The sequence below is a fragment of the Citrobacter sp. CK195 genome, assembly GCF_030333365.1.
GTDB lineage: Bacteria > Pseudomonadota > Gammaproteobacteria > Enterobacterales > Enterobacteriaceae > Citrobacter_B > Citrobacter_B koseri.
Window position 1 is genome coordinate 178,189 of record NZ_JAOWGB010000026.1, and the last position, 24,703, is coordinate 202,891.

General features: G+C 54.5%; 25 protein-coding genes. 8 read left to right on the top strand and 17 right to left on the bottom strand.

Annotation, left to right across the window (positions count from 1 at the left end; genetic code table 11):
- Nucleotides 1–29 precede the first annotated feature (29 nt).
- Both pbpG and OGX93_RS18400 read right to left on the bottom strand, forming a co-directional pair.
- Complete coding sequence (gene pbpG, locus OGX93_RS18395) at nucleotides 30–965, bottom strand: D-alanyl-D-alanine endopeptidase (protein ID WP_198447505.1); 936 nt, start codon at nucleotides 963–965, stop codon at nucleotides 30–32.
- 230 nt (nucleotides 966–1,195) lie between these two features.
- Entirely contained in the window at nucleotides 1,196–1,783 is a 588-nt protein-coding gene (locus tag OGX93_RS18400) for a Yip1 family protein (protein ID WP_012131637.1), read from the bottom strand.
- 162 nt (nucleotides 1,784–1,945) lie between these two features.
- On the opposite strand from OGX93_RS18400, the gene OGX93_RS18405 reads away from it, so the two are divergent.
- The gene (locus OGX93_RS18405; protein WP_286449180.1) at nucleotides 1,946–2,515 is read left to right on the top strand and encodes a DedA family protein; all 570 of its coding nucleotides are present in this window, start codon (nucleotides 1,946–1,948) and stop codon (nucleotides 2,513–2,515) included.
- A gap of 48 nt (nucleotides 2,516–2,563) precedes the next feature.
- On the opposite strand, the gene mdtQ is transcribed toward OGX93_RS18405, so the two are convergent.
- The 7 genes from mdtQ to mhbT form a co-directional block, all read right to left on the bottom strand.
- A complete protein-coding gene (gene mdtQ / locus OGX93_RS18410) occupies nucleotides 2,564–4,000 on the bottom strand; it encodes a multidrug resistance outer membrane protein MdtQ (protein ID WP_286449182.1) in 1,437 nt (478 codons plus the stop codon).
- Between the two features lie 302 nt (nucleotides 4,001–4,302).
- Entirely contained in the window at nucleotides 4,303–5,241 is a 939-nt protein-coding gene (gene dusC, locus OGX93_RS18415) for a tRNA dihydrouridine(16) synthase DusC (RefSeq protein WP_012131633.1), read from the bottom strand.
- A 66-nt stretch (nucleotides 5,242–5,307) separates the two neighbouring features.
- Nucleotides 5,308–6,501, bottom strand: a complete 1,194-nt coding sequence (locus tag OGX93_RS18420; protein ID WP_012131632.1) for a 3-hydroxybenzoate 6-monooxygenase — start codon at nucleotides 6,499–6,501, stop codon at nucleotides 5,308–5,310.
- A 14-nt stretch (nucleotides 6,502–6,515) separates the two neighbouring features.
- Nucleotides 6,516–7,160, bottom strand: coding sequence for a maleylacetoacetate isomerase (maiA, locus tag OGX93_RS18425; protein WP_110494033.1), 645 nt, complete (start codon nucleotides 7,158–7,160; stop codon nucleotides 6,516–6,518).
- An 8-nt stretch (nucleotides 7,161–7,168) separates the two neighbouring features.
- The gene (locus OGX93_RS18430; protein WP_012131630.1) at nucleotides 7,169–7,870 is read right to left on the bottom strand and encodes a fumarylacetoacetate hydrolase family protein; all 702 of its coding nucleotides are present in this window, start codon (nucleotides 7,868–7,870) and stop codon (nucleotides 7,169–7,171) included.
- Nucleotides 7,871–7,885: 15 nt separating this feature from the next.
- A complete protein-coding gene (gtdA, locus tag OGX93_RS18435) occupies nucleotides 7,886–8,923 on the bottom strand; it encodes a gentisate 1,2-dioxygenase (protein WP_286449184.1) in 1,038 nt (345 codons plus the stop codon).
- Nucleotides 8,924–8,934: 11 nt separating this feature from the next.
- A complete protein-coding gene (gene mhbT, locus OGX93_RS18440) occupies nucleotides 8,935–10,293 on the bottom strand; it encodes a 3-hydroxybenzoate transporter MhbT (RefSeq protein WP_286449185.1) in 1,359 nt (452 codons plus the stop codon).
- A gap of 126 nt (nucleotides 10,294–10,419) precedes the next feature.
- Here mhbT and OGX93_RS18445 point away from each other — a divergent pair, with 126 nt between their 5' ends.
- The 6 genes from OGX93_RS18445 to OGX93_RS18470 all read left to right on the top strand — a co-directional run bounded on the left by OGX93_RS18445 (nucleotide 10,420) and on the right by OGX93_RS18470 (nucleotide 14,690).
- Nucleotides 10,420–11,328: a LysR substrate-binding domain-containing protein gene (locus OGX93_RS18445; protein WP_024130178.1), complete on the top strand. Its 909-nt coding sequence runs from the start codon at nucleotides 10,420–10,422 to the stop codon at nucleotides 11,326–11,328.
- A gap of 129 nt (nucleotides 11,329–11,457) precedes the next feature.
- A complete protein-coding gene (locus tag OGX93_RS18450) occupies nucleotides 11,458–11,856 on the top strand; it encodes a CidA/LrgA family protein (protein WP_012131626.1) in 399 nt (132 codons plus the stop codon).
- Nucleotides 11,853–12,548: a CidB/LrgB family autolysis modulator gene (locus tag OGX93_RS18455; protein WP_012131625.1), complete on the top strand. Its 696-nt coding sequence runs from the start codon at nucleotides 11,853–11,855 to the stop codon at nucleotides 12,546–12,548. Before OGX93_RS18450 ends, OGX93_RS18455 begins: the two co-directional genes overlap by 4 nt.
- Before the next feature lie 129 nt (nucleotides 12,549–12,677).
- Nucleotides 12,678–13,562, top strand: a complete 885-nt coding sequence (cdd, locus tag OGX93_RS18460) for a cytidine deaminase (protein WP_275055719.1) — start codon at nucleotides 12,678–12,680, stop codon at nucleotides 13,560–13,562.
- Nucleotides 13,563–13,728: 166 nt separating this feature from the next.
- Nucleotides 13,729–14,448 (top strand): outer membrane permeability protein SanA, encoded by a 720-nt coding sequence (sanA, locus tag OGX93_RS18465; protein WP_012131623.1) that lies wholly within the window; start codon nucleotides 13,729–13,731, stop codon nucleotides 14,446–14,448.
- Between the two features lie 2 nt (nucleotides 14,449–14,450).
- Nucleotides 14,451–14,690 carry a DUF2542 family protein gene (locus tag OGX93_RS18470; protein WP_012131622.1) on the top strand — a complete coding sequence of 80 codons (240 nt, stop codon included), beginning with the start codon at nucleotides 14,451–14,453 and terminating at the stop codon, nucleotides 14,688–14,690.
- A gap of 59 nt (nucleotides 14,691–14,749) precedes the next feature.
- Here OGX93_RS18470 and mglC read toward each other — a convergent pair whose 3' ends face one another.
- From mglC to folE, 6 genes are all read right to left on the bottom strand, one after another.
- Complete coding sequence (gene mglC, locus OGX93_RS18475) at nucleotides 14,750–15,760, bottom strand: galactose/methyl galactoside ABC transporter permease MglC (protein ID WP_012131621.1); 1,011 nt, start codon at nucleotides 15,758–15,760, stop codon at nucleotides 14,750–14,752.
- A 15-nt stretch (nucleotides 15,761–15,775) separates the two neighbouring features.
- Entirely contained in the window at nucleotides 15,776–17,296 is a 1,521-nt protein-coding gene (mglA, locus tag OGX93_RS18480) for a galactose/methyl galactoside ABC transporter ATP-binding protein MglA (RefSeq protein WP_047462502.1), read from the bottom strand.
- Between the two features lie 78 nt (nucleotides 17,297–17,374).
- Nucleotides 17,375–18,373, bottom strand: coding sequence for a galactose/glucose ABC transporter substrate-binding protein MglB (gene mglB / locus OGX93_RS18485; RefSeq protein WP_012131619.1), 999 nt, complete (start codon nucleotides 18,371–18,373; stop codon nucleotides 17,375–17,377).
- A 279-nt stretch (nucleotides 18,374–18,652) separates the two neighbouring features.
- Nucleotides 18,653–19,693 carry an HTH-type transcriptional regulator GalS gene (gene galS / locus OGX93_RS18490; protein ID WP_012131618.1) on the bottom strand — a complete coding sequence of 347 codons (1,041 nt, stop codon included), beginning with the start codon at nucleotides 19,691–19,693 and terminating at the stop codon, nucleotides 18,653–18,655.
- 152 nt (nucleotides 19,694–19,845) lie between these two features.
- Complete coding sequence (yeiB, locus tag OGX93_RS18495) at nucleotides 19,846–21,003, bottom strand: DUF418 domain-containing protein YeiB (RefSeq protein WP_058669421.1); 1,158 nt, start codon at nucleotides 21,001–21,003, stop codon at nucleotides 19,846–19,848.
- 14 nt (nucleotides 21,004–21,017) lie between these two features.
- Nucleotides 21,018–21,686: a GTP cyclohydrolase I FolE gene (gene folE, locus OGX93_RS18500; protein WP_012131616.1), complete on the bottom strand. Its 669-nt coding sequence runs from the start codon at nucleotides 21,684–21,686 to the stop codon at nucleotides 21,018–21,020.
- A 337-nt stretch (nucleotides 21,687–22,023) separates the two neighbouring features.
- Between folE and fghA the strand changes: the two genes are divergently transcribed.
- Entirely contained in the window at nucleotides 22,024–22,860 is an 837-nt protein-coding gene (gene fghA, locus OGX93_RS18505) for an S-formylglutathione hydrolase (RefSeq protein ID WP_286449187.1), read from the top strand.
- On the opposite strand, the gene OGX93_RS18510 is transcribed toward fghA, so the two are convergent.
- Both OGX93_RS18510 and OGX93_RS18515 read right to left on the bottom strand, forming a co-directional pair.
- Nucleotides 22,861–23,238, bottom strand: coding sequence for a helix-turn-helix transcriptional regulator (locus OGX93_RS18510; RefSeq protein WP_024130176.1), 378 nt, complete (start codon nucleotides 23,236–23,238; stop codon nucleotides 22,861–22,863). It lies immediately after the preceding gene.
- 4 nt (nucleotides 23,239–23,242) lie between these two features.
- Nucleotides 23,243–24,610 (bottom strand): L-serine ammonia-lyase, encoded by a 1,368-nt coding sequence (locus OGX93_RS18515; protein ID WP_286449189.1) that lies wholly within the window; start codon nucleotides 24,608–24,610, stop codon nucleotides 23,243–23,245.
- Nucleotides 24,611–24,703: the final 93 nt, after the last annotated feature.

Consider the following 24,703-nt stretch of genomic DNA (forward strand, 5'->3'; position numbering starts at 1 on the left):
AGGCCGGATTCAGGCACATATCAACAAACTCAATCGTTTTGCGCGGTCTGCTCGCCTGCTGCGGCCATCTGCGCAGCTTTCTGCTTTTTATAACTCAACGCGGCGGCCGGAACGGGCATCGCTTTGCCGGTTTCAATCCAGGTGCGTAAACGGCTGGCATCGGCAAAATGGGTATATTTGCCAAAGGCATCCATCACCACTAACGCCACCGGTTTGTTGTTGATCATCGTGCGCATCACCAGGCAATGACCCGCAGCGTTGGTAAACCCGGTCTTGGTCAACTGAATATTCCAGTTATCGCGGTACACCAGGTGATTCGTATTGCGAAACGGCAAGGTGTATGCCGGGTTTGCAAAGGTCGCCATATCCTCACGCGTGGTGCTTAACTGACCAATCAGCGGGTACTGCTTGCTGGCAATCAACAGTTTCGTCAGGTCACGGGCGGTCGATACGTTATGAATCGACAGTCCCGTCGGCTCCACAAAACGGGTGTGGGTCATGCCCAACGCTTTGGCTTTAGCATTCATCGCTTTAATAAAAGCGTTATAGCCACCCGGATAATGATGCGCCAGGCTTGCCGCCGCCCGGTTTTCCGAAGACATCAGCGCCAGCAGCAACATATTTTTACGGCTGATTTCACTGTTCAGACGCACGCGTGAGTAAACGCCTTTCATTTCCGGCGTCTGGCTGATATCGACTTTCAGTTTTTCATCCAGCGGCAGTCGCGCATCAAGCACCACCATCGCCGTCATTAATTTGGTGATCGACGCAATCGGACGCACAAGATCCGGGTGGTTCGAATAGATCACTTTGTTGGTGTTCAGATCAACAATCATCGCGCTTCCAGAAGCAATTTCCGGTTGAGACGCTACGGCGGCAGCCGCGGTTTTCGCCACAGCCTGTGGCGCAAAAGGGACAGCCAGCATCAGGGCAAGGCTAAATAATGAAACTCGGAATTTCAGCATGATGAGATTTCTGATAATGATTCACGCACGTAGAACGTACACCGCCTGAGCCAGGATTTTACTCAAGCTAGCTCCGGCATCATAGCGACCCGACAGCGTTGTCGCCATAAGAGAATCGTCACGAAATGCTGCATGCTGGCTTTTACACCCGTCTCTTCCCTGTTTCGGGGCGCAGGCGCGCTGCTGTTGTCCATTTACCGCCCTCCTGCGACCCGAATTCTTTTCATACCTCAGAATAACCGGTATCCATATCCCCACAGGATCACCGTCATCGCCAGCAGCACTTCCAGTACCAGCACGCCGATAGCCAGCGTCGAACTGGAAAAGCTCAGACCTTCCTCTTTACTGATGTTCAGGAATGTCGGGATGCCGAGATACAGCAGATAGCCGGTATAAAACAGTGCGACAGTACCGACTAACGCACAGAGCCACACCAGCGGATAAAGCGCCACCAGACCACTTAAAAACAGCGGCGTTGCGACATACCCGGCAAAGACCATACAGTGTCCCAGGGAAGGCCGTTGCGGGTAGTTGCGCGCCATCCACCAGATGACCCGCCCCATCACGGCAACCCCGGCCAGCATCATGCCGTAAAACAGAACCGCGAACGCCAGCCCCGTAAACAGAGACAAGCGCAGCACATTGCCATCACCAAAATTCCAGCCAATTTGCGTGGTGCCGATAAAGGCGCAAATCACCGGGATCGCCGCCATCAGCAGCACATGGTGGGTATAGTGATGCGACACCGTTTCGTTTTCGCTTTTGATCACGCGCATTTCACGATCGGGATGGGAAAATAGCCCCCAGACATGGTTCATACCGCCCCCTGCTTGTCAGCTCTGGATCTCAACACTTCAAGTATAATTCAGCTTTCGATTATTTTATGTACAGCGCATAAAAACCGATGCGCTAACGTCGCGCCTTTTCCGGCCATAAACATTGATAGGGTGTATGCTAAAGGCGGGAGGTCGTTTTCACGTATGGATATCAACAGTCTTATCACGCATTACGGTTACGCCGCGCTGATTATTGGCAGTATGGCGGAAGGCGAGACCATCACCCTGTTAGGCGGCGTGGCAGCCCATCAGGGATTGCTTAAATTCCCTCTGGTGGTGCTCTCTGTCGCACTCGGCGGCATGATTGGCGATCAGGTGCTCTATTTGTTGGGTCGTCGCTATGGCGGCAAAATTTTACGGCGCTTTTCCCGACATCGCGCCAAAATTCATCTGGCGCAGAAAATGATCCAGCGCCGCCCGTACCTGTTTGTGATCGGTTCCCGATTTATGTACGGCTTTCGCATTATTGGGCCGCTATTGATTGGCGCCAGCCACCTGCCGCCTAAAATCTTTCTGCCGCTGAATATTCTGGGGGCAATGATCTGGGCTTTGCTGTTTACCACCCTGGGCTATATTGGCGGCGAGGTGATCGCGCCGTGGCTGCACAGTTTCGACCAGCATATAAAGCATGTGATTTGGCTGGCGCTGGTGGCTGGGCTGGTTTTTGGCGCTCGCTGGTGGTTAAAACGGCGCAATAAGCCTGATGCGCCTTAGCGCTTCAGGCTTATTTGGCCTGTATTAAAGCGCCATCCGGCATGACGCTCAAAGATGATAACCGCCGCCCAGCGCGCTGGTGAGCTGGATGGACGCATCCAGCCATTGCCCTTGCAAAATCAGGCCGTTGCAATGTTCCCGCAGCGCCGGGATCTTCGCCTGGCTGACGCGGGAGCCCGCAATAATTCCGGCATTAAAGCGCGCCTGTGCCAGACCAACCACCCGCTGTGCGTCATGCTCAATCTGCCGTTGGTGCTGATTTTTTTCAGCCATCGTTTCAACCTGACTGGCGGCGCGCGCCACATCATTCACCGCATCCACCACCGCTTTGTTGTAATTCGCGACAGAGAGATTACTTTGCGCTTTCGCGATATCAAGACTGGCGTTCAGCCTGCCGCTGTCAAAGATCGGCAGCGTCAGCCCGGCGGTGACGCCCATCTGCTGTGCGGAATGGCGAAACAGATCGCTCAGGTGCAGGGCGTCCTGTTGCAGAAACGCCATCAGGTTGATATCGGGATAAAACGCCGCTTTTGCGGCGTCAACGCTGCCTAAAGAGGACTCAATGTACCAGTGCGCCGCCTGTAAATCGGGTCGGCGAGCCAGAAGTTCATAGCTCAACTGAGCGGGCAACTGGCTTTCAGTCACTGGCAGAGCAACCGTATGCAGGGTCAGCGAGGCCGATTGCGCATTGGTCAGCGCACTCAGACGCGCCTCAATAATCTTCATTTTACCGGCCACATCATTTAGCTGCTGCTGCGTTTTACCGGCATCAATATCGGTTTCCACCCCTTCGACCGAGGAGGTAATACCGTTTTGATACAGCTGGCGATCAACCGTAATAACGTTTTGCTGTTCATGTTCGATTTGCGCCAGCACCGCTTTAAGCGCCGCCTGCGTCTGCCATTCCCAGTATAAACGCGCGACGCCGCTTGCCAGCAGTTGCCGGGTTTGCGCCTGTTCCGCTTCACGCGCTTTCACTACGCCGATTCTCGCGCTGACTTCAGCCCGGTTCTTGCCCCAGAGATCCAGATCCCAACCGGCGGTTAAGCCGAACGTCCCGTTGGTGTACCACGGCCCGGTGGTTCCCGCCGCCGGATCGGTGATGGCAAACGGCCCCATCAGCCCTTCCGCAGACATTTTCTGGCGCTCAACATCCGCAGAGAAATCCAGCCGGGGGCCATCCTGCGCTTCAACCTCCTTCGCCTGCGCCTCGGCGAGTTGTATACGCTGTTCAGCCACCTGCATATCAGGAGAATGCTGTAATGCGTTGTTAATTAAGGCATCAAGCTGGGGATCGTGGTACGCCTTCCACCACTGGCTGTCCGGCCAACCGTTTTTTATTGCCGTCGGTAATGGTGAATCAACCTGTGCAGCAGGCGTTTGTCGCGTCAGCGACTGGCGGGTATCGTGCATCGGCGCGCAACCCGCCAGCAGCGTAAAAAGAGACAGGCACACCGTTGTGGCCAGGAGAGAATCGCGGTTCATGGAGACGTTCTGGTAAGAAAAGGTGCGCAGAGATTACGTGGTGTTGCGTCCTGTTTTTTAGTTACGCGTGGCAATACATCTTTGGAAAAGGAAAAATATAATTAGAAAATTATAATTGAAACAAATAATTATAATTAAAGTATTTCATGGAATGATATTTACCCTTTGCGTAGTTCCCTGTCGAACCGCTGACCGCTGACCGCTGCCGGATGGCGACGTACCGTCTTATCCGGCCTACACAGTCTGGAGTCTGTAGGCCTGATAAGCGAAGCGCCATCAGGCACGCGGCCTGATAAGGCGATTTAAATATCAATGGACTGAATGGCGCGAGCAATATCGGGGGAATTATTAAGCGCACGGATTTCCTGAAATAGCGCGGTGGCTTCCGTATATTCCTTACGCAAATACCCCAGCCACTGCTTAATACGCGCGACATGATACAGCCCTGTATCCCCCTGCTTTTCCAGCCGGGTGTATTTTTGCAGCAGTAAAACCACTTCCGGCCAGGGCATACGCGGTTCGTTATATTTCACCACGCGGCTGAGATTCGGGATGTTTAACGCTCCACGTCCCATCATCACCGCGTCGCAGCCGCTGACCGCCATACACTCTTGCGCACTCTGCCAGTCCCAGATTTCACCATTGGCGATAACCGGAATAGTGAGTCGCTGGCGGATCTCACCAATCGCCTGCCAGTCAATATGTTCGGCTTTATAACCCTGCTCTTTGGTGCGCCCATGCACGACAAGCTCTGTCGCCCCTGCCTGCTGGACGGCATCGGCAATTTCAAATTTTCTTTCGCCGCTGTCCCAGCCCAGACGCACTTTCACCGTGACCGGTAAATGCGCAGGCACGGCTTCGCGCATCGCTTTTGCCCCCTGATAGATAAGCTCAGGATCTTTGAGCAACGTCGCCCCACCTCCGCTGCCGTTCACCATTTTCGACGGACAGCCGCAGTTTAAATCCACGCCGTATGAGCCCAGCTCCACCGCGCGGGCGGCGTTTTCCGCCAGCCACTGCGGGTATTGCCCCAGCAGTTGAATACGCACGACTGTGCCGGACGCCGTGCGGCTGGCATTGTGCAGTTCCGGGCAGATGCGATGAAACACTTTTACCGGCAGAAGCTGATCCACCACGCGCAAAAACTCCGTGATGCACAGATCGTAATCATTAACCTCGGTCAGTAGCTCGCGCACCAGAGAGTCGAGCACGCCTTCCATCGGCGCCAGTAAAACACGCATAGCATTTTGTTACCTGCAAAAAAAGAGGCGCTATGGTAGCGCCTCTGTGGTGCGGTTTAAAGTCTCTCAGCGCGGCTCAAGGCAGTTATCTTCCTTCCAGCCATACAGCCACTCAATGCCGCGATAAAACTCCTGCTGGGATTTGCCTTTCCACAGCAGATTACGCACCTGTCGCTCCACGCCTGCGGCATGGTAGACGCGCCCCATCTCGCGGGTTGACCAGACAATTCGCGCCGTGCGGGGAATACGCACCGACTCATACAACGCAAAGGCCTGCTGCGCATCACCATGACAACGCTCCAGCGCTTTACCCAGCGTAACGGCATCTTCCAGCGCCATGCAGGCGCCCTGCGCCATATATTGCGCAACCGGGTGCGCGGCGTCGCCCACCAGCGTGATGCGGTCGGTTCCCCATTTCTCTACCGGTTCCCGGTCAGCGGTCGCCCAGCGGCGCCAGGAGGTGGGTTTGTCGAGCATTTGACGCGGACGCGGGTGAATCCCGGCAAAATAAGAGAGCACCTCTTCTTTGCTTCCGTCTTTCACGCCCCACTCCTCCTGCTGACGGCTATGGAACGTCACCACCAGATTGTACTGTTTCCCGCCGCGCAACGGATAATGCACCAGATGGCAATGCGGCCCGGCCCACAGTACCGGCGCGTTGATGCGCAAATCTTCCGGCATGTCGTCGCACTCCACCACGGCCCGGTACACCACATGCCCGGTCACGCGCGGCGTATCACCAAGTAGACTCTGGCGCACGACCGATTTCACGCCATCGCAGCCCAGCAGAATATCTGCCGTCCAGCTATTCCCTTGCTCGTCAAACACCGTTACATCGTCCGGCGTCTGGCGGATATCGACAATATTCGTCGAAGTCCGGTACTCCACGCCCGGATGGGTCAGCGCCGCTTCCCAGACGGTGGCATGAATATCCACCCGGTGAATTACGGCATACGGGCCGCCAAAATGGTCACGAAAGGCCTGGCCGGTTTCAATGCGCACGACCTCTTCGGCATTCACGGCGTCCATCATCGTAATATGATCGGTAAAGACCGCGCGCTGGCGAGCCACTTCACCAACGCCGAGGCTGTCCAGCGCGGAAAACGCATTCGGCCCGAGCTGAATCCCCGCCCCAATCTCACCAATTTCATGAGCCTTTTCCAGCAGCATCACTTTAATGCCCTGGCGCGCCAGCGACAGCGCGGTCGCTGCGCCGCCAATACCGCCACCCACGATAATTGCGCTTGTCACTTTAGCCATTGTCGTTCTCCTTATCAGGCTGAAATTTTGTCTTGTTGATTTTCGGGGGCGGCGGCGATAAAGGCCGGAAGCCGGGTGCAGGCGTCATAAACCGCCTTGCAGCGCGGATAACCGCTCAGGTCGCATCCCATTCGCAGCGCATTGGCCCATTGTGGAATCAGGCAGCAATCCGCCAGCGTGGGCGCATCCCCCACGCAAAACTGCCCGGACTGCCCCTGGCGCAACAGCTGTTCCACCGCGCTAAGCCCTTGTTGCACCCAGTGGGCGTACCAGCGTTTCTTGTCTTCTTCGCCGATCTTCAGCTCGTCAGTCAGGTAGCGCAGTACGCGCAGGTTGTTCACCGGGTGAATATCACAGGCAATGGCATAGACAATTTCCAGCGCCTGGCTGCGCGCCGGATCGACCTGCGGTAGCAACGGCGTCTGCGGGAAGTGGCGATCCAGCCAGTCGATGATTGCCAGCGATTGCCCGAGAGATTCACCGTCATCAGTCACCAGCGTCGGCACCAGCCCGATCGGGTTCATCCGTCGGTAGCTCAGCGCATTCTGCTGGCCGATACGAATGTTGACACCCACCGTCTCATAATCAATGCCTTTTAATGCCAGCGCGATACGCACGCGATAAGACGCCGAGCTATTAAAAAAACTGTACAGCTTCATCATTCACCTCAGACAATCTTCACGGCGATCGGCGTTAACCCTTCCACATTGCCGGTAATCACATCCCCTTTCACCACTGCCCCAACCCCTTCTGGCGTACCGGTGAAAATCAGGTCGCCCGGTTGCAGTTCAAAAAAGCCGGACAGGTAGCTGATGGTTTCATTGACGGACCAGATCAGATGGCGAATATCGCTGCGCTGATGATCTTCCCCGTTTACCTGTAACCAAATCGGCGCGTTGTTGACGTCTGCCACATCGGTCGCTTTATGCAGCGGCGCAATCGGCGCGGACAAATCAAACGCTTTGCCGATTTCCCACGGGCGCCCCATCTGGCGCATTTCCATCTGGCGGTCGCGGCGAGTCATATCCAGCCCGGTGGCATAGCCCCAGACATACTCATGCGCCTGCTCAAGCGGAATATCGCTGCCCTGCTTGCCTATCGCCACCACCAGTTCAATTTCATAGTGATAGTTATCAGTCTGCGACGGATAGGCCAGCGCCAGCGTTTCGCCAGCCGCAACCGGTACGACCGCATCGGCCGGTTTGCAGAAGAAGAACGGCGGCTCACGATCGGGATCGAACCCCATCTCACGGGCATGGGCGGCGTAGTTACGACCAACGCAGTAGACGCGGCGAACCGGGAATTGCTCATCGCTGCCAACAACCGGCACCGCGACTGGCGCCTGAGGTTCGAATACATATTTGCTCATTTTTTCTCTCCCAATTTAATCACGCGCTTCGCGGAACAAGCCGAGGGCTTCCTGAACCGGTTTGTCCGAAAAACTGAATAAAACGGTATCTTCCGTGGTCTGGAACGACACCCCGTGCCATGTCGGCACCACAAAGATATCTTTCGCCGTGAAGTGGAACGTCTCATTGCCAATGATGACCTGCCCGGAACCTTCCACAACGTGATAAATGGTGCTGTCGGTCGTGCGCGCCACGCGCGACGCAAACCCTTTCGGCAACAGTTGCAAAAACGCGCCCATCGAAGGCATCGGATAGCCCCCGGTGACCGGGTTGACGTAGCGCATCTTGTAGCCCTCCCACTCATCAGGTTCCCCCATCCGGGTCAGGTCATGCAGCGCTTCACGGCTACGGTCGTAGCGGTAGTTGAAAATCGGCGAGGAATTGCCGACCTGGTGGCGTAGCGGCAGCATGTTGGCGGCGTAGCGCGGCAGGTAATCGCCTTCTTTGCGCGTCACCGGCTGCTGTTCTTCCGGGTAATCTTCCGCAAACCCGCAGCCCAGCGTATTCACCAGTGGCAGATCCAGACCGTCCAGCCATACCACCGGCTCGTCGCCAGGGTTGCCGTGATCGTGCCAGCGCCACTGCGGCGTCAGAATAAAGTCACCCGGGTGCATCTGCGTCCGCTCGCCGTCAACGGCGGTGAACGCGCCTTGCCCTTCCACAATAAAACGCAGCGCCGACTGGTTGTGGCGATGACTCGGCGCCACCTCGCCCGGTAAAATCAATTGCAGCCCTGCGTACAGCGTCGCGGTAATTGACGACTGTCCGCGCAGCGCCGGGTTTTCCAGCACCAGCACCCGGCGGACAGCCTCTTTCGCGCCAATCAGGTTGCCGCTTTCCAGCAACAGCGGGCGGATCTCCTGATAGTTCCAGTACGCAGGCGCGCAATTGGCGTTCGGCGTTTGCGGCACCAGGTGGTGCAGCGACTCCCAGAGCGGCGTCAGGTTTTGCCCGGAAATGTGCTGATAAAACTGCTGACGGTTGTGTTTAACATCCTGATTCACTTCAGACATGGAGGTTCTCCTTATTCGTTCACGACGCCTGCCCGGGGCAGCACGTCAGGTTCAGAGGCAGAGTGGCGGACAACCGCCGTCAACATGGCGAGCGTCACCGCGCTAATGGCTGCCGGGATCGCGATGACGAAAAACAGCGTATCGAAAGAGAAATTCATCGCCATCATCATGCCGCCGGAGAGCGAACCGACAATGGCGCCGCATCGCCCGACGGCATTGGACCAGCTCACGCCGGTTGCACGGCTTTGAGTCGGGTACAGCGTCGCAGTTAAGGCATTCAACCCCACCTGCGATCCGCTGATGCCAATGCCCGTACCAAAAATCGCCAGCGCCATCAGCCACAGTCCGTTTTCGCTCAGGCCAATCATCACGATGCAGACCGCGCCCAGCGCGTAGCTCACGGCCAGCACCCGGAACGGATTGTGTTTGTCCATCAGTACGCCGAGTAACAGCGCGCCGAGCGTACCGCCGACCTGGAATGCGGCAGTGACCCAGGAGGCATGCTGCAAATCGATTCCCCGGTGGTTCAGGAGCGTCGGCATCCAGCTGGAGAGCAGGTAGATAATGAGCAGGCTCATGAAGAACACGACCCATAACATCAGGGTAATGGGAAGCTGACGCCCGACAAAAAGCTGGCGGATACTGCCTTTTGAAATGGCGGCGGCTTCATGAAGATAGAAATGCGTATTGTCGTAGCGTTCGCCAGTGATGGCGGCAACCGTTCTGGCAATCGCCGCCTGCGGGCGCTGACGACGCACCTGCCAGCGTGGCGACTCGGGCAGAACAAACAGCAAGGCGAAGAACAGCATTAAAGGCAATACGCCGCCGAGCACCAGAATGCCGTGCCAGCCAATCAGCGGCACCAGTTGCGCGCTGACGATGCCGCCCATCGCCGAACCGAGGGTAAACCCGCAGAACATCAGCGTCACCAGCGCGCCGCGACGGCGGGCGGGAAGGTATTCCGACGTCATCGTGATGGTATTCGGCATCGCGCCGCCCAGCCCTAGCCCGGTTAAAAAGCGCAGTACCACCAGCGTTTGCAAATCCGGCGAGAAGGCGGAAAGCAGGCTCAAGGCGCCAAACAGCGCCACGCACAGTTCAATCACCCGTTTACGGCCAAAACGGTCTGACAGCGGGCCGCACAATAGCGCCCCTGCCGTCAGCCCCAGCAGACCCGCGCCGAACAGCGGAGCCAGATCGCTGGCGCTCAATTGCCAGTGCGTACGGATATCCGGCGCAATAAAGCCAATTGCGGCCGTATCAAAACCGTCGAGCATTACCACCAGAAAGCAGCAGATGATAACGCGCCACTGCATTTTGCCGACGGGGGCGGCGTCAATCAGTGCTTGTAGATCACGTCGTTGAGTCATAGTGAATGCCTCGGTGCAGGTAAGGTAGATGTCATTTTTGTTTTTTGTATGTTGCAAGTTTGTAATCATGGCGATGAAATGTACAATGGCATTTCGGGCAGAGGCATAACCTGGGGGTTATATCAAATGGCGAATTGGGCGCAAAAATTGAAGCTGCACCACCTGCAAATGCTGGTCGCGCTGGGGGAACAAGGGAATCTGACCCACGTTGCGCGAATGATGAACATCACCCAGCCCGCGCTGTCGAAGTGGCTGTCACAGCTTGAAGATGAGATCGGAATCACGCTTTTTGAACGCCACAGCAAGGGGTTACGCCCTTCAGAAGGGGGCAAGCTGTTGCTCCAGCATGCGCAGCGGCTCATCAACGATATGGAACGTTCGCAGTATGAGATCGCGCGCTTTAAGCAAGGTGGGCTGGTGGGAAGCCTGAAAATCGGCTGTTCACCGGTCGCGACAGATTGCGTGTCGCAGGCGATCCTCTGCCTGCTCAATGAGATGCCGACGCTGCACCTGAACATTGAAGAGAAAGTCATGACCCCGCTTTTACACGATCTGCTCGCCGGGTCGCTGGACGTGGTGGTAGGTCGCGTGGGCGGTCGGGCGCTCCAGCTGCCGTTAAACTATCAGGTGCTCTACACCGAACCGGTCTGCTTTGTCGCCCGCCCCCATCATCCCCTGGCCTCACACGCCACGCTTTCCTGGAACGACCTCGCCCACTGGCGCTGGATTGTCTGGCCGACCGGTACGCCGATTCGCATCAGCATTGATAACGCCCTGGTGGACAACGGCGTGATGCTGCCGGAAAACACCATCGAATCCGCCTCGATGAACGTCAGCACCAATTTGCTGCAAAGCAGCGATATGATCTCTATTCTTTCTCTACGCCTGGCGCAACGCTATGCCAGCCAGGGCCAGTTGGCTATCTTAAACCTGCCGAAAATAGAACAGAAAGGAAGCGTGGGCATGTTCTGGCGCAAGAACGAGACCCCTTCTCTCGCGTTGAGTCGTTTTCTGCATTTTCTGGCGCAGGTTTAGCGCGGGCAACGGGGCGTTGCCCGATGTTCCCGTTGTCTATTTCCACTATGCTCAGAATTCATGATGTGATCGGTAGCACGTTTTAAAGTTTAATTGTATGATGAATCTGTTTCATCAAGGGCTTTTACCATGAGTAAATCACTGAATATCATCTGGCAGTATTTACGCGCATTTGTACTGATATATGCCTGTTTGTATGCGGGTATTTTCATTGCATCGCTGCTTCCTATTACGATTCCCGGCAGCATCATCGGCATGTTGATTCTGTTTGTTTTACTGGCGCTACAAATTCTGCCAGCGAAGTGGGTAAACCCGGGATGCTATGTCCTGATCCGTTACATGGCGCTGCTGTTTGTGCCGATTGGCGTCGGCGTCATGCAGTACTTCGATTTGCTGCGCGCGCAGTTTGGCCCGGTGGTGGTCTCCTGTGCGATCAGTACGCTGGTTGTTTTCCTGGTCGTGAGCTGGAGTTCGCATATCGTACACGGTGAACGAAAAGTGTTAGGGCAGAAAGGATCGAAAAAATGATGTCGTATATCTGGTGGTCGTTACCCCTGACGCTGGCGGTCTTTTTCGCCGCCCGCAAACTGGCTGCGCGCTTTAAGATGCCGTTGCTTAACCCGTTGCTGGTTGCCATGGTGGTCATCATCCCGTTTCTGATGCTGACCGGCATTCCTTACGATCACTATTTCAAAGGCAGCGAGGTGCTCAACGACCTGCTGCAACCCGCCGTCGTGGCGCTGGCGTACCCTTTATATGAACAACTGCACCAAATCCGCGCCCGCTGGAAATCCATCATCACGATCTGCTTCGTCGGCAGCGTGGTCGCTATGGTGACCGGAACCACTGTCGCCTTACTGATGGGCGCCACGCCGGAAATCGCCGCATCGGTATTACCGAAATCGGTCACAACCCCAATCGCAATGGCGGTGGGCGGCAGCATCGGCGGCATCCCCGCCATTAGCGCCGTCTGCGTTATTTTCGTCGGGATACTGGGCGCCGTATTTGGTCATACCCTGCTCAACCTCATGCGTATCCGTACCAAAGCCGCACGCGGTCTGGCAATGGGAACCGCCTCGCACGCCCTGGGCACTGCGCGCTGCGCCGAGCTGGATTACCAGGAAGGGGCGTTCAGTTCGCTGGCGCTGGTGATCTGCGGGATCATCACCTCGCTGCTGGCGCCGTTTCTCTTCCCGATTATTCTGGCGGTAGCGGGTTAAAATTTGCGATGCGTCGCGCATTTTTAATTTAAGTTTCACAAGTTGCAATAACAATGAGATTTGGATCACATATAAAGCCGTAACAGCTCCGTAAACTACGATTCCATTACATTGTTATGAGGCAACGCCATGCATCCACGTTTTCAAACTGCTTTTGGCCAACTTGCGGATAATCTGCAATCAGCGCTGGCGCCGATTCTGGCGGATGAGCATTTTCCCGCCATGCTGACTGCGGAGCAGGTCTCGACGCTTAAGCGTGAATCGGGGCTGGACGAAGACGCGCTGGCTTTCGCGCTCCTGCCGCTGGCTGCCGCCTGCGCACGCACCGACCTTTCCCACTTCAACGTTGGCGCTATCGCGCGCGGCATCAGTGGGGCCTGGTATTTCGGTGGGAATATGGAGTTCCTGGGCGCGACGATGCAGCAAACCGTTCATGCCGAGCAAAGCGCGATCGGCCATGCCTGGCTGCGCGGTGAAAAAGGGCTCGCCGCCATCACGGTTAACTACACCCCTTGCGGTCATTGCCGTCAGTTTATGAACGAACTGAACAGCGGCCTGGATCTGCGTATCCACCTGCCGGGGCGCGTACCGCATACCTTACGCGACTATCTGCCTGACGCTTTCGGCCCGAAAGACCTGGAGATCAAAACGCTGCTGATGGACGAGCAGGATCACGGTTTCGCGCTGGAGGGCGACGCGCTGACTCAGGCAGCGATTACCGCCGCCAATAAATGTCATATGCCTTACAGCCACTCCCCAAGCGGCGTGGCGCTGGAATGCAAAGACGGGCGTATTTTCACCGGCAGCTATGCCGAGAACGCCGCCTTTAACCCTACGCTGCCGCCTTTGCAGGGCGCACTGAATCTGCTGAACCTGAACGGGTATGACTATCCAGATATTCAGCGCGCAATTCTGGCGGAGAAAGCCGACGCGCCGTTAATCCAATGGGACGCCACTGCCGCCACGCTGAAAGCATTAGGCTGCAATAATATCGACCGCGTACTACTGGGTTAAGCCCTGGAACACGCAATGTGCGTAGGCCCGATAAGCGCAGCGCCATCGGGCAACATGCAAATGGCAAGAATGTCTAAAATCCCCCCAATCAGACTGCTGTTTCTTGCGCTTCGACAGCGGGTACAGTAGCCTGATTGAAATTTCATCCCTTTATCGAGTTCTCTGCATGTTAAAGCGCGTGTTTTACAGCCTGTTAGTCCTGATCGGCTTGCTGCTGTTGACTGTGCTTGGTCTCGACAGATGGATGAGCTGGAAAACCGCGCCCTATATTTACGACGAATTACAGGATCTCCCCTACCGCCAGGTGGGAGTGGTATTAGGCACCGCAAAATACTATCGCACCGGCGTCATTAATCAGTATTACCGCTACCGCATTCAGGGCGCGTTAAACGCCTACAACAGCGGCAAGGTCAATTATCTGCTGCTCAGCGGCGATAACGCGCTGCAAAGCTATAACGAACCGATGACGATGCGTAAGGATCTGATCGCCGGGGGCGTTGATCCTGCCGACATCGTGCTCGATTATGCCGGTTTTCGCACGCTGGACTCCATTGTGCGCACGCGCAAAGTGTTTGATACCAACGACTTCATCATCATTACCCAGCGTTTCCACTGTGAACGCGCGCTGTTTATTGCGCTGCATATGGGAATTCAGGCTCAGTGCTATGCGGTGCCGTCGCCAAAAGATATGTTAACGGTACGCGTACGTGAATTTGGCGCCCGATTTGGCGCGCTGGCGGACCTTTATATTTTCAAACGGGAACCTCGCTTCTTAGGCCCGTTAGTTCCCATTCCAACAATGCATCAGGTGCCGGATGACGCCCAGGGCTACCCGGCAGTAACGCCTGAGCAATTGCTGGAACTGCAAAAGAAACAAGGAAAATAAGCGTGGAAGGGAAAACGATCTTTGTGGTCATCGCCGTCCTGATGGTGATGCTGTTTAGCTTACGGGAAGCCTACAAAGGCTGGCGCTCTGGCGCCGTGGATAAAATCGTCAGGAACGCCCGCGAACCCGTATACGCCTACCGTGCAGAAACCCCTCTCCTTTACTGGAGCTACATTGGGTTATATCTGTGCATGTCGGTTTGTACGCTCGCCGCAGGCATTTATTTTCTGTTCTTTAGATAACGCGCAGAAACAAAAAAGCCCGAAACAGTTGCCTGCTTCGGGCTTTTTCATGCCGGTAATTACTTCTTACGGGCGTATTTCAGCGAGTCCAGCGCCACCGCGAAGATAATGATGCCGCCTTTAATGATGTACTGCCAGTAAGGGTTCACGCCGATATAGGTCAGGCCGTAGTTGATGACGGTAAAGATAATCACACCGGTCACAACGCCGAATACCGTCCCGACGCCGCCGCTAAACGACACGCCGCCGACCACGCAGGCCGCAATCGCATCCAGCTCATACATAAAGCCGAGGTTGTTGGTCGCAGAACCGATACGCCCCGCTTCCAGCAAACCGCCGAATGCGTAGAACACACCGGACAACGCATAGATCATCAGCAGGTTCAGCCCCACGTTAACGCCGGACACTTTTGCCGCTTCCGGGTTGCCGCCGATAGCGAAAATGTTCTTACCGAAACGGGTTTTATTCCACAGGATCCAGACGAACGCCACCGCAATCAGCGCATAGAAGGTAATGTAGGAGAGCCGGAAACTGCCCAGCGCAATAAAGCCCTGCGCAAACGTCGAGAACCCGCTATCAAACCCCGAAATCGGCGACGCCCCGACGAAGTCGTAATACAGGGAGTTGATGCCATAAACGATAATCATCGTGCCCAGGGTCGTGATGAACGGCGTCACATTAAGGTACGCAATGATAATGCCGTTAAGCAGACCAATGACGGCCCCAATTGCGCAGACAATCAGGATCACCAGCGGAATCGGCATGGTGGCCATTTCCGGGAAGACCTTATTGGCGTTTTCCACGGACTGCAACAGCGTTGCGGCGACCACGGCCGCCAGGCCAACCTGACGCCCCGCAGACAGGTCAGTCCCCTGGGTGACAATCAACCCTGCCACACCCAGCGCGATGATAATACGCACGGAGGACTGCGTCAGAATGTTACTTAAGTTCAGCAGACTTAAAAATGTAGGGTCCTGGAAAATAATAATGGCCAGCAAGACTAAAAGAACAACGTAAATTCCGCCTTCTTTCAGATAAGTAAGAAAACTTTTCTTATTTAACGCACTCATGAGGAGCCCCTGATCTTAAAGGTGCAAAGACGCAAGACGCAGAATTTCGTTTTGCGTTGTTGTTTTTGTGTCAACAATCCCGGCAACAAGGCCATTGCTCATTACCAGAATACGATCTGTAATCCCTAACAATTCCGGCATTTCGGAAGAAATGATAATAATCCCCTTCTCTTTTTTCGCCAGTTCCGCAATCAGTTGATAGATTTCAAATTTTGCGCCGACATCAATACCGCGCGTTGGCTCATCCAGCATTAATATTTCTGGCTGCGTTAACAGCCACCGGCCAATAATGACCTTCTGCTGGTTGCCCCCCGAAAGAGAGCCAATTTGCGTGCGATGACCAGGCGTTTTCACGCGCATTGAGTCAATAACCCACTGGGTATCGCTCTTCATGCGGGAATTATCCAGCAAACCGACTTTATTTCTGTAATTGCGGATGTTGGAAATTAAAGAGTTAAAACCAATATCCAGATACGCGTAGATCCCGGTTGAACGACGTTCTTCCGTTACCAGCGCGAAACCGTGATTAATGGCTTCATTCGCGTTGTGGTTATTAATCTTTTTGCCGTGCAGCGTAATCGTACCCGATGATTTTTCCCGGATACCAAAAAGCGTTTCAACAATATCGGTACGCTTTGCCCCTACCAGACCCGCAATCCCGAGAATTTCCCCTTTATGCAGATCAAAAGAGACGTCGCGGATCGACGGCTGGCGCAGAGACGTCAGGTTACGCACTTCCAGAATGACCTCTCCCGGCTTGTTTTGCTTGTCCGGGAAACGCTGGTTCAGGGAACGACCCACCATCATGGCGATGATCTTGTCCATATCCAGCCCTTCCAGCGGCTGCGTCGCAATCCACTGGCCGTCGCGCAAGACGGTGACTTCATCGCACAGCTGGAAAATCTCTTCCATTTTATGCGAGATATACACAATACCGCAGCCGCGCTCCTTCAGTTTGCGAATAATAGTGAACAGATGGTTAACCTCTTTTTCCGTTAATGAAGAGGTCGGCTCATCCATGATCACAATTTTGGCATTGTAGGAAAACGCCTTCGCAATTTCGATCATCTGCATTTGTGAAACGGATAATGTCCCGACACGCGCACGCGGATCGATATCAATATCCAGCTCATCAAATATCGCTTTGGTATCCCGGTACATTTTATCCTGATCGACAAACATACCTTTGGTTGGGTAACGCCCTAACCACATGTTATCCATGACGGAGCGCTGTAACACCAGGTTTAGCTCCTGGTGAACCATCGAAATACCATTCTCCAGGGCTTCTTTGGCAGAATGAAAATCGATCTCTTTCCCCTGAAATAAAATGCTACCGGAATCTTTTTGATAGATCCCAAAAAGGCATTTTAATAATGTTGATTTTCCTGCGCCATTCTCCCCCATTAAGGCGTGAATCGAGTGCGGGCGGACTTTTAAATTAACATTGTCAAGTGCCTTTACGCCGGGAAAAGACTTGTTGATGCCGCTCATTTCCAACAAGTATTCGCCTGACGACGGAGTAGTAGTGCTGACCATAATTATACCTTGTTGGCCTCGCAGAGTGCGTTAATAAAGGGCGCAATGTTATTGCGCCCAAAGAAAACGATATACGAATTACTTGTTGGTAAACTCAGCCAGATTGTCTTTATCAACACCTACGTACGGAACGCGAACAATTTTGTTCTCGATTTTCCAGTCGGTGCCGTCAGCCGCGCCTTTACCATCGGCCAGGTTTTTCGCCAGATCAAAGGTGGCTTTCGCCTGGTTGTTGGCATCGTTCAGCACGGTACCTGCCAGCGCGCCGGATTTCACCAGTGCCAGCGCTTCAGGTAACGCATCCACGCCGAATACCGGAACGCTGGTTTTATTGTGCGCTTTCAGCGCTTCTACCGCGCCCATCGCCATTGCGTCGTTATTCGCGATAACCACTTCAATTTTGTTGGCGTTCGGGCCGGACAGCCATGCGTCCATCTTGTCTTTCGCCATTGCGGTATCCCACATCGCGGTATCCATTTGCAGCTGCTCAGTTTTGATGCCTTTGTCGTTCAGCTCTTTGATAACATAGGTGGTACGCGCTTCAGCATCCGGGTGGCCCGGCTCGCCTTTCAGCAGTACGAACTGGATTTGGCCATCTTTGTTCAGATCCCAACCCTGGTTAGCCTGCCAGTGTTTAGCGATCAGATCGCCCTGGATGATACCGGATTCTTTGGAGTCAGTGCCGACGTAATAGGCTTTGTCATAGCTATCCAGCGCTTTGCGGGAAGGTTCTTTGTTGAAGAACACAATCGGGACATTCTGACCACGCGCTTTCTCAATTACCGTACCTGCCGCAGCCGGGTCAACCAGGTTGATCGCCAGCGCTTTTACCCCTTTTGCCAACAGCACGTCGATCTGGTCGTTTTGCTTGGACTGATCGTTCTGCGAGTCATTCATCAGCAACTGCACATCAGGCGCCGCCTGGGCGTCTCTTTCGATAGCCTTACGCACGACGGACATAAAGTTATCGTCATATTTATAAATCGTCACACCAATGCGAGTATCAGCAGCGTGCGCAGCCGCGCCAAATAACATGCTTGCCATCACAGCAGACAGAGTTAACGCCTTCTTATTCATGGTATCTCCGGTTTTATTATGCAGGGTAGTACTTGAGAAAAATGCTCGGCAGGGCAGAACGTTAATGAAGTGTTACTGAACGCCGAAGCTCACTGTTAAAAAATCTTTCTTCCGTGCCCGGTAACGCTCCAAAAATATGCTTTAATTGCTGTTTAATGCCCTGACGATGCGTTAAAAGTGATTATTCACCGTTACATAGTATTTACAGTGCTTCAAACGGTGCCATCATAGCTATCGTATTGTTAAGATACTGTGAATTTACTCACATATTGAAAGCGGTTACATCCCCTGACGTTGCTGGTTAGTGATCGGGGCCGCATTCTGTCTTAGCGCAACCGAATGACGACGCACCAGCGTTGGCATAAAACAGTGCGTCGCCGTTGAATCCAGCGTGCCGGCCGCGCCCTGCAACGCCAGTTCCGTTGCCATTTTCGCCATAGAAGCAATGGGATAACGCACCGTGGTCAGCTGCGGGTCGGTGTAACGGGCAATAGGAATATCATCAAAACCGATGATGGAAAGATGTAACGGGATGGCAATGCCATTGTCTTTTAACGCCGTGAGCGCGCCAGCGGCCATGCTGTCGTTATAGGCGAATACGGCGGTCAGTTGCAGGTTTCGCCCCAGCAGTTCCACCATCGCCGCTTCACCGCCCTGCATGTCCGGGGAACCCGTGCCAATCCAGCTTTCTGGCGGCGTAATCCCCTGCTCCTGCAACGCGCTCAGCCACCCTTCTTTACGCATCGTGTCATCTTCAATGCGGTGGCTGGAAGCCAGATAACCAATCCGTTGATGGCCATTATTGAGCAGCATGCGGGTCGCCATTTTTGCGCCGCTGATATTGTCCAGGCACACGCAACGGTGGGCATAACCCGGCACAATACGATTGATCAGCACCATGCCTGGGATCTGGTCCATAAACGCTCCCAGCTCCTGGTCACTTAACGCTTTCGAGTGAACAATCAATGCGTTACAGCGCTGGCGAATCAGAACCTCGATGGCATGACGCTCTTTTTCAGCCTCATGATAACTGTTGCCGATCAGCACATATTTGTTGTGTTGTTGGGCAACCACATCCACCGCTTTGACCAGTGCGCCAAAAAACGCATCTGACACGTCCATCACCACCACGCCGATGGTGTCGCTTATCTGCGTCGCCAGCGCTTGCGCATTAGCATTAGGGCGGTAACCCAGCAGCGTGACCGCCTTCATTACCGCTTCGCGCGTATCGGGACTGACCAGCGCACTGTTATTCAGCACGCGAGAAACGGTCGCTACGGAAACGCCAGCCTGACGTGCCACATCACGAATGGTTACCATATTCACTACCCTGTTTGAGATTGCCGTTGCTCACAGACACCCTGTGTTTAGCAGGTGGGTATTTTGTCAGCGCTTCGTTCAGGACTACGTGAGTAAGGTCACAGGGCTGGAAACGGTTACATGCGTTTTGTTAATGAATGTGATCCAGATCGTTATCTGGATGTTCCCGATAATGACGTCCCGGAAGCACGGAGGGTTAATTGCCGCCAGAGCCATTCCACCGGCCCTTGCCGATAGAAACGCAGCCAAATCCAGGAGAAAAGCAGGTTCGCCAGCCAGACAGGAATGACGAATATCAGCAGCGTCAGTCGGTCGAATTTCATAAATAAACCGAACTGGTAGAACAGCGTGGTGCAGATCAGCGTCTGCAACAGATAGTTGCTCAACGCCATCCGCCCTACGCAGGCAATGGCAATGACCAGTTTAAAACGGCTGAGCTGCGGCCAGAATCCCAGCATCAACGCGGTGTAACCTATAGTCTGAAACGGCGCGCTCAATTCACGCGGCGCCTGTAACAGAAAAGCGCACCAGCGATACGCCCAGTCCAGCCGCCACTGTACAATAATGGCCGGAAGGTTAATCAGCACGCCGACGACGACAAGCAATACGCCCGTACGCCGGTAGTGTTGCAGACTGTACTGGCCCTTCAGCCAGCCGCTGCGCATCAGCGCCGCGCCCAGCAGCATCATTCCCGCCAGCTGCCAGCCATACTGCGCCCCCAGCGCCAGCAGACTGTTCGACAGCAGATCGACCCGGTTGCTGACCGCCTCCATGCCGCCGTTAATCTTCCAGTATTTTTCATACAACAAGGCAGAGGCATCCGGCGTCCAGGCGCGGCTGGTTTCACTCACCGAGATAGACCCTAACAGCAGCAACACGCCAATCCCCGCCAGATAGAGCAAAATACCGGTATTAAATAAACTTTTTACCGACGGCGCGTCGCGCACCAGCCGCCAGCAAATCAGGCCGACAAGGCCATACGCCAGCAGAATGTCGCCATCCCAGAACAGCAAACCGTGGATAAAGCCCAACAGGACGAGCAGCGTCAGACGCGACTGAATCCAGCGTTTGCCGCGCGGCAGCAGCATTTGCAGACCCGCGCCGAATAACAGCGCAAAAAGCGTAAGAAATTTTACCTGCGCGAACAGGTCGAGGATCGCCCACGTCCATGCGTCAGACGCGGTGATCTTGCCATACCAGGCGGGATTAAGGTAAGCCGCCTTTGGCAAGCCAAAGGCGCTGATATTAAGAAGCAGGATACCGAGGATGGCGACGCCACGAATAAAATCCAGCGTGACATTACGCTCCATACTCCCTGCCCTGATCAGTTATGGTGACGCACGGCGCGCAGGAACTCCTGGCGCGTGTTCTGGCTGGATTTAAACAATCCGCCGAGGGAAGTCGTGGTGGTGGCGCTGGTCGCATCGCGAATGCCGCGCGCTTTCACGCAGTAATGCACAGCGTCAATTGAGACCGCGACGTTATTGGTGCCAAGCAGCGTTTGCAGCGCGGTCAGAATCTGTTGGGTCAGACGCTCCTGAACCTGCGGGCGCTGCGCAAAAAACTGCACAATACGGTTAATCTTCGACAGGCCAATCACCGAATCTTTCGGGATATAGGCCACCGTCGCTTTCCCGTCGATCGTGACGAAATGGTGTTCGCAGGTGCTGGTAAGCGTGATATCGCGCACCGTCACCATTTCATCCACTTTCATCTTGTTTTCAATCACGGTGATCTTCGGGAAATTGGCGTAATCAAGGCCGGAGAAAATCTCATCGACATACATTTTGGCGATGCGATGCGGCGTTTCCATCAGACTGTCATCGCTCAAGTCGAGATTCAGCAACTGCATAATCTCGGTCATATGCCCCGAAATAAGACGTTTGCGCGTTTCGTTATCCATCTCATGCACGGGCGGGCGCAGCGGCGTTTCCAGACCACGCGCAACCAGCGCTTCATGAACCAGGGCCGCTTCTTTACTGAGTGATGACATTTATTCTTCTCCTGCAGGTGTGGCGCCTCTGCCCTGCGTGGGGCAAAGTTTTTAGGCTGTTGGCAGCCCGTTTATTGTGCGTGAGGCGGCGCACATAATCCAGTATTCACAACGATAATTATTGAAATCGCCGCTGCCTTTCATGTCCCGGATTCCCCACGGCGGTTCCGCGCGCTAAATCTGACGGGCCATGACGCCAGGTGTTAATGTAAAGTTGTGTAGATGATGAAGCATGTTAGATAAATGCGGAAGTGAAAGTTACTCACAGCACAATGAATAATCTGTATTATGGGGAAATTGCACGACTCATTCAGGTTCAACACAAAAGGAGCCACGCATGGATATGCTCGAAGAGCACCGTTGTTTTGAAGGCTGGCAGCAACGCTGGCGACACGACTCCATCACGCTGAATTGCGCCATGACATTCAGCATCTTTCTCCCGCCTCCCCGCAGTACAACGCCGCCTCCGGTGCTGTACTGGCTGTCAGGGTTAACCTGTAATGATGAAAACTTCACCACCAAAGCCGGTGCGCAACGCATTGCCGCCGAACTGGGCATTGTGCTGGTGATGCCGGACACCAGTCCGCGCGGCGAACAGGTCGCCGATGACGAAGGTTATGATTTAGGTAAAGGCGCGGGATTCTATCTCAACGCGACGCAGCAGCCCTGGGCCGCGCATTTCCGCATGTACGACTACCTGCGCGATGAACTCCCGGCGCTGATCCAGTCGCAGTTTAACGTGGGTGAACGTTGCGCGATCAGCGGACATTCAATGGGCGGACACGGCGCATTGATCATGGCGCTGAAGAATCCGGGGAAATACACCAGCGTTTCCGCCTTTGCGCCCATCGTGAATCCGTGCCGCGTACCGTGGGGAGAAAAAGCGTTTACGGCCTATCTGGGGGAAGAGAGATCGGCCTGGGTTGAGTGGGACAGTTGCGCGCTGATGCTCGCCAGCCAGCCGGAACACGCCATTCCAACGCTGATTGATCAAGGCGATAACGATCAGTTCCTCGCCGATCAGCTACAACCGGCGGTACTGGCCGAAGCCGCGCGCCAGAAGGACTGGCCGATGACGTTACGTATTCAACCGGGCTACGACCACAGTTATTACTTTATCGCCTCGTTTATTGAGGATCATCTGCGCTTCCATGCACAGCATCTGCTGAGCTGATCACCAGTAAACGGCTTTTTCCAGCGCCGCAATATCGTTATTGTCATCGGCTTGCGGCGCAGACGATTTCCGGTTTAAATCAGCAACCTGCTGGCGAATCTGAAGACGCCCGGCACTCTCGCTCTCGCTAAAATTGCGCATTTCTGATTCAAACAAAATCGCATCCAGATTGTGCAGTTTATCAAGCGCGCGCAGGAGAGAAATCAGCGTATCAAGGTTCAGGCCAGCGCCTTTCTCAATACGCTTGATCGTCGCGATGCCTACCTGCGCGCGATCGGCAAGCTGCTGTTGCGTCATAGACAGGGAAATCCGCGTTTCCTTGATACGCGCGCAGAGCGACCAGACGATCTCGTCATTATTCATTGTTTGGTATTTCAATGTATTAGCACCTTTTTCTTGGTTGAATTTTTCCGAGGCATCCGTGGTAAGTCTCGCGATATTTTGCGCTCATGTCTTTGCCGGTTTCATACATGGCGGCAATAATTTCATCCAGAGAAATACAAGGCTCGCTGATGCGGCTCATCGCCATCGTCGCCGCATTAATGGCTTTTACGGCAGAGATGGCGTTTCTTTCTATACAGGGAATTTGTACCTGCCCGCCAACCGGATCGCAGGTCAACCCCAGATGGTGCTCCATCGCAATTTCCGCAGCGCTTAATACCTGCCCGACGGATGCGCCCATCAGCTCCGCCAGCCCTGCCGCCGCCATCGAACATGCGACGCCGATTTCCCCCTGGCATCCCACTTCCGATCCTAAAATCGACGCATTCTGTTTAAACAACAGCGCGACGGCACCTGCCGTAAGAAAAAAACGGGTGATGGCGCCCACGTCCAGCGGACAAACAAACTTATCGTACCAGCTTAGTACCGCCGGAATAATGCCGCTTGCGCCATTCGTCGGCGCCGTGACAATCTGCCCGCCTGCCGCATTCTCTTCACTCACGGCAATAGCAAACACGTTAACCCAGTTCAGGGTCGTCAGAAAATCCGCTGCCGAAGGCTTCATACACAACGATTTATGCAATGCGCAGGCCCGACGCGGGATCTGATAAGGGCCGGGAAGCAGCCCTTCGGTATGCAGGCCACGGTGAACGGCCTGCTTCATAACCTCCCAGACCTGCGTTAAATAGCGCTGTAATGAGGGCTGAGAATGGCTGTTCAGCTCATTTTTCATCATCAGCGCCGCAACGGAAAGCCCGTTGCGTTGGCACAGCGTCTGCAACTGCGCGGCGTTGCGAAAGGCAAAGGGAGAGGCGCGTGTCTGATCTGTCGCCACGGGCGCAGACTCACCGTATTTTCGTACCTGCCCGGCGCCGGTCGAAAACCACGTCTCCTCGTATAACGTAAAGTAATCATCTTTGGCGCGAAAGGTCATCGCATAAGGATGTCCAGGATGCGCATGGTGATTCGCAATAATTTTCACCGCCACTGTCACCGTGCTGTTCGCCGGGGCTGGCACGTCAAGCATACCGTCATTTTCCGCACGCCTGATGGCGGTCAGTTGCATACGTAAATCCACCTTCTCCGGCTGATTTCCCAGCAACCCCAGATAAAGCGCGGCATCAACATTGTGGCATTTACGGCTTAACGATAATGCGCCAAACAATTCAATTTCAATATTCCTGAGTAACGGCAGCGTATCCTGCCGTTTTAGCTGCGAAATGAAATTGCAAGCCGCACGCATTGGCCCCACGGTTCTTGAACTGGATGGACCTATCACAATTTTGAATATATCAACGCAACTTTCCATTTTTATATATGTATTCCTAAAAAAAGCGCAGGGTGGGATGGCGATAATATACCGTAATCAACATATTAAAAATGATACTTTTCATGCTTATTC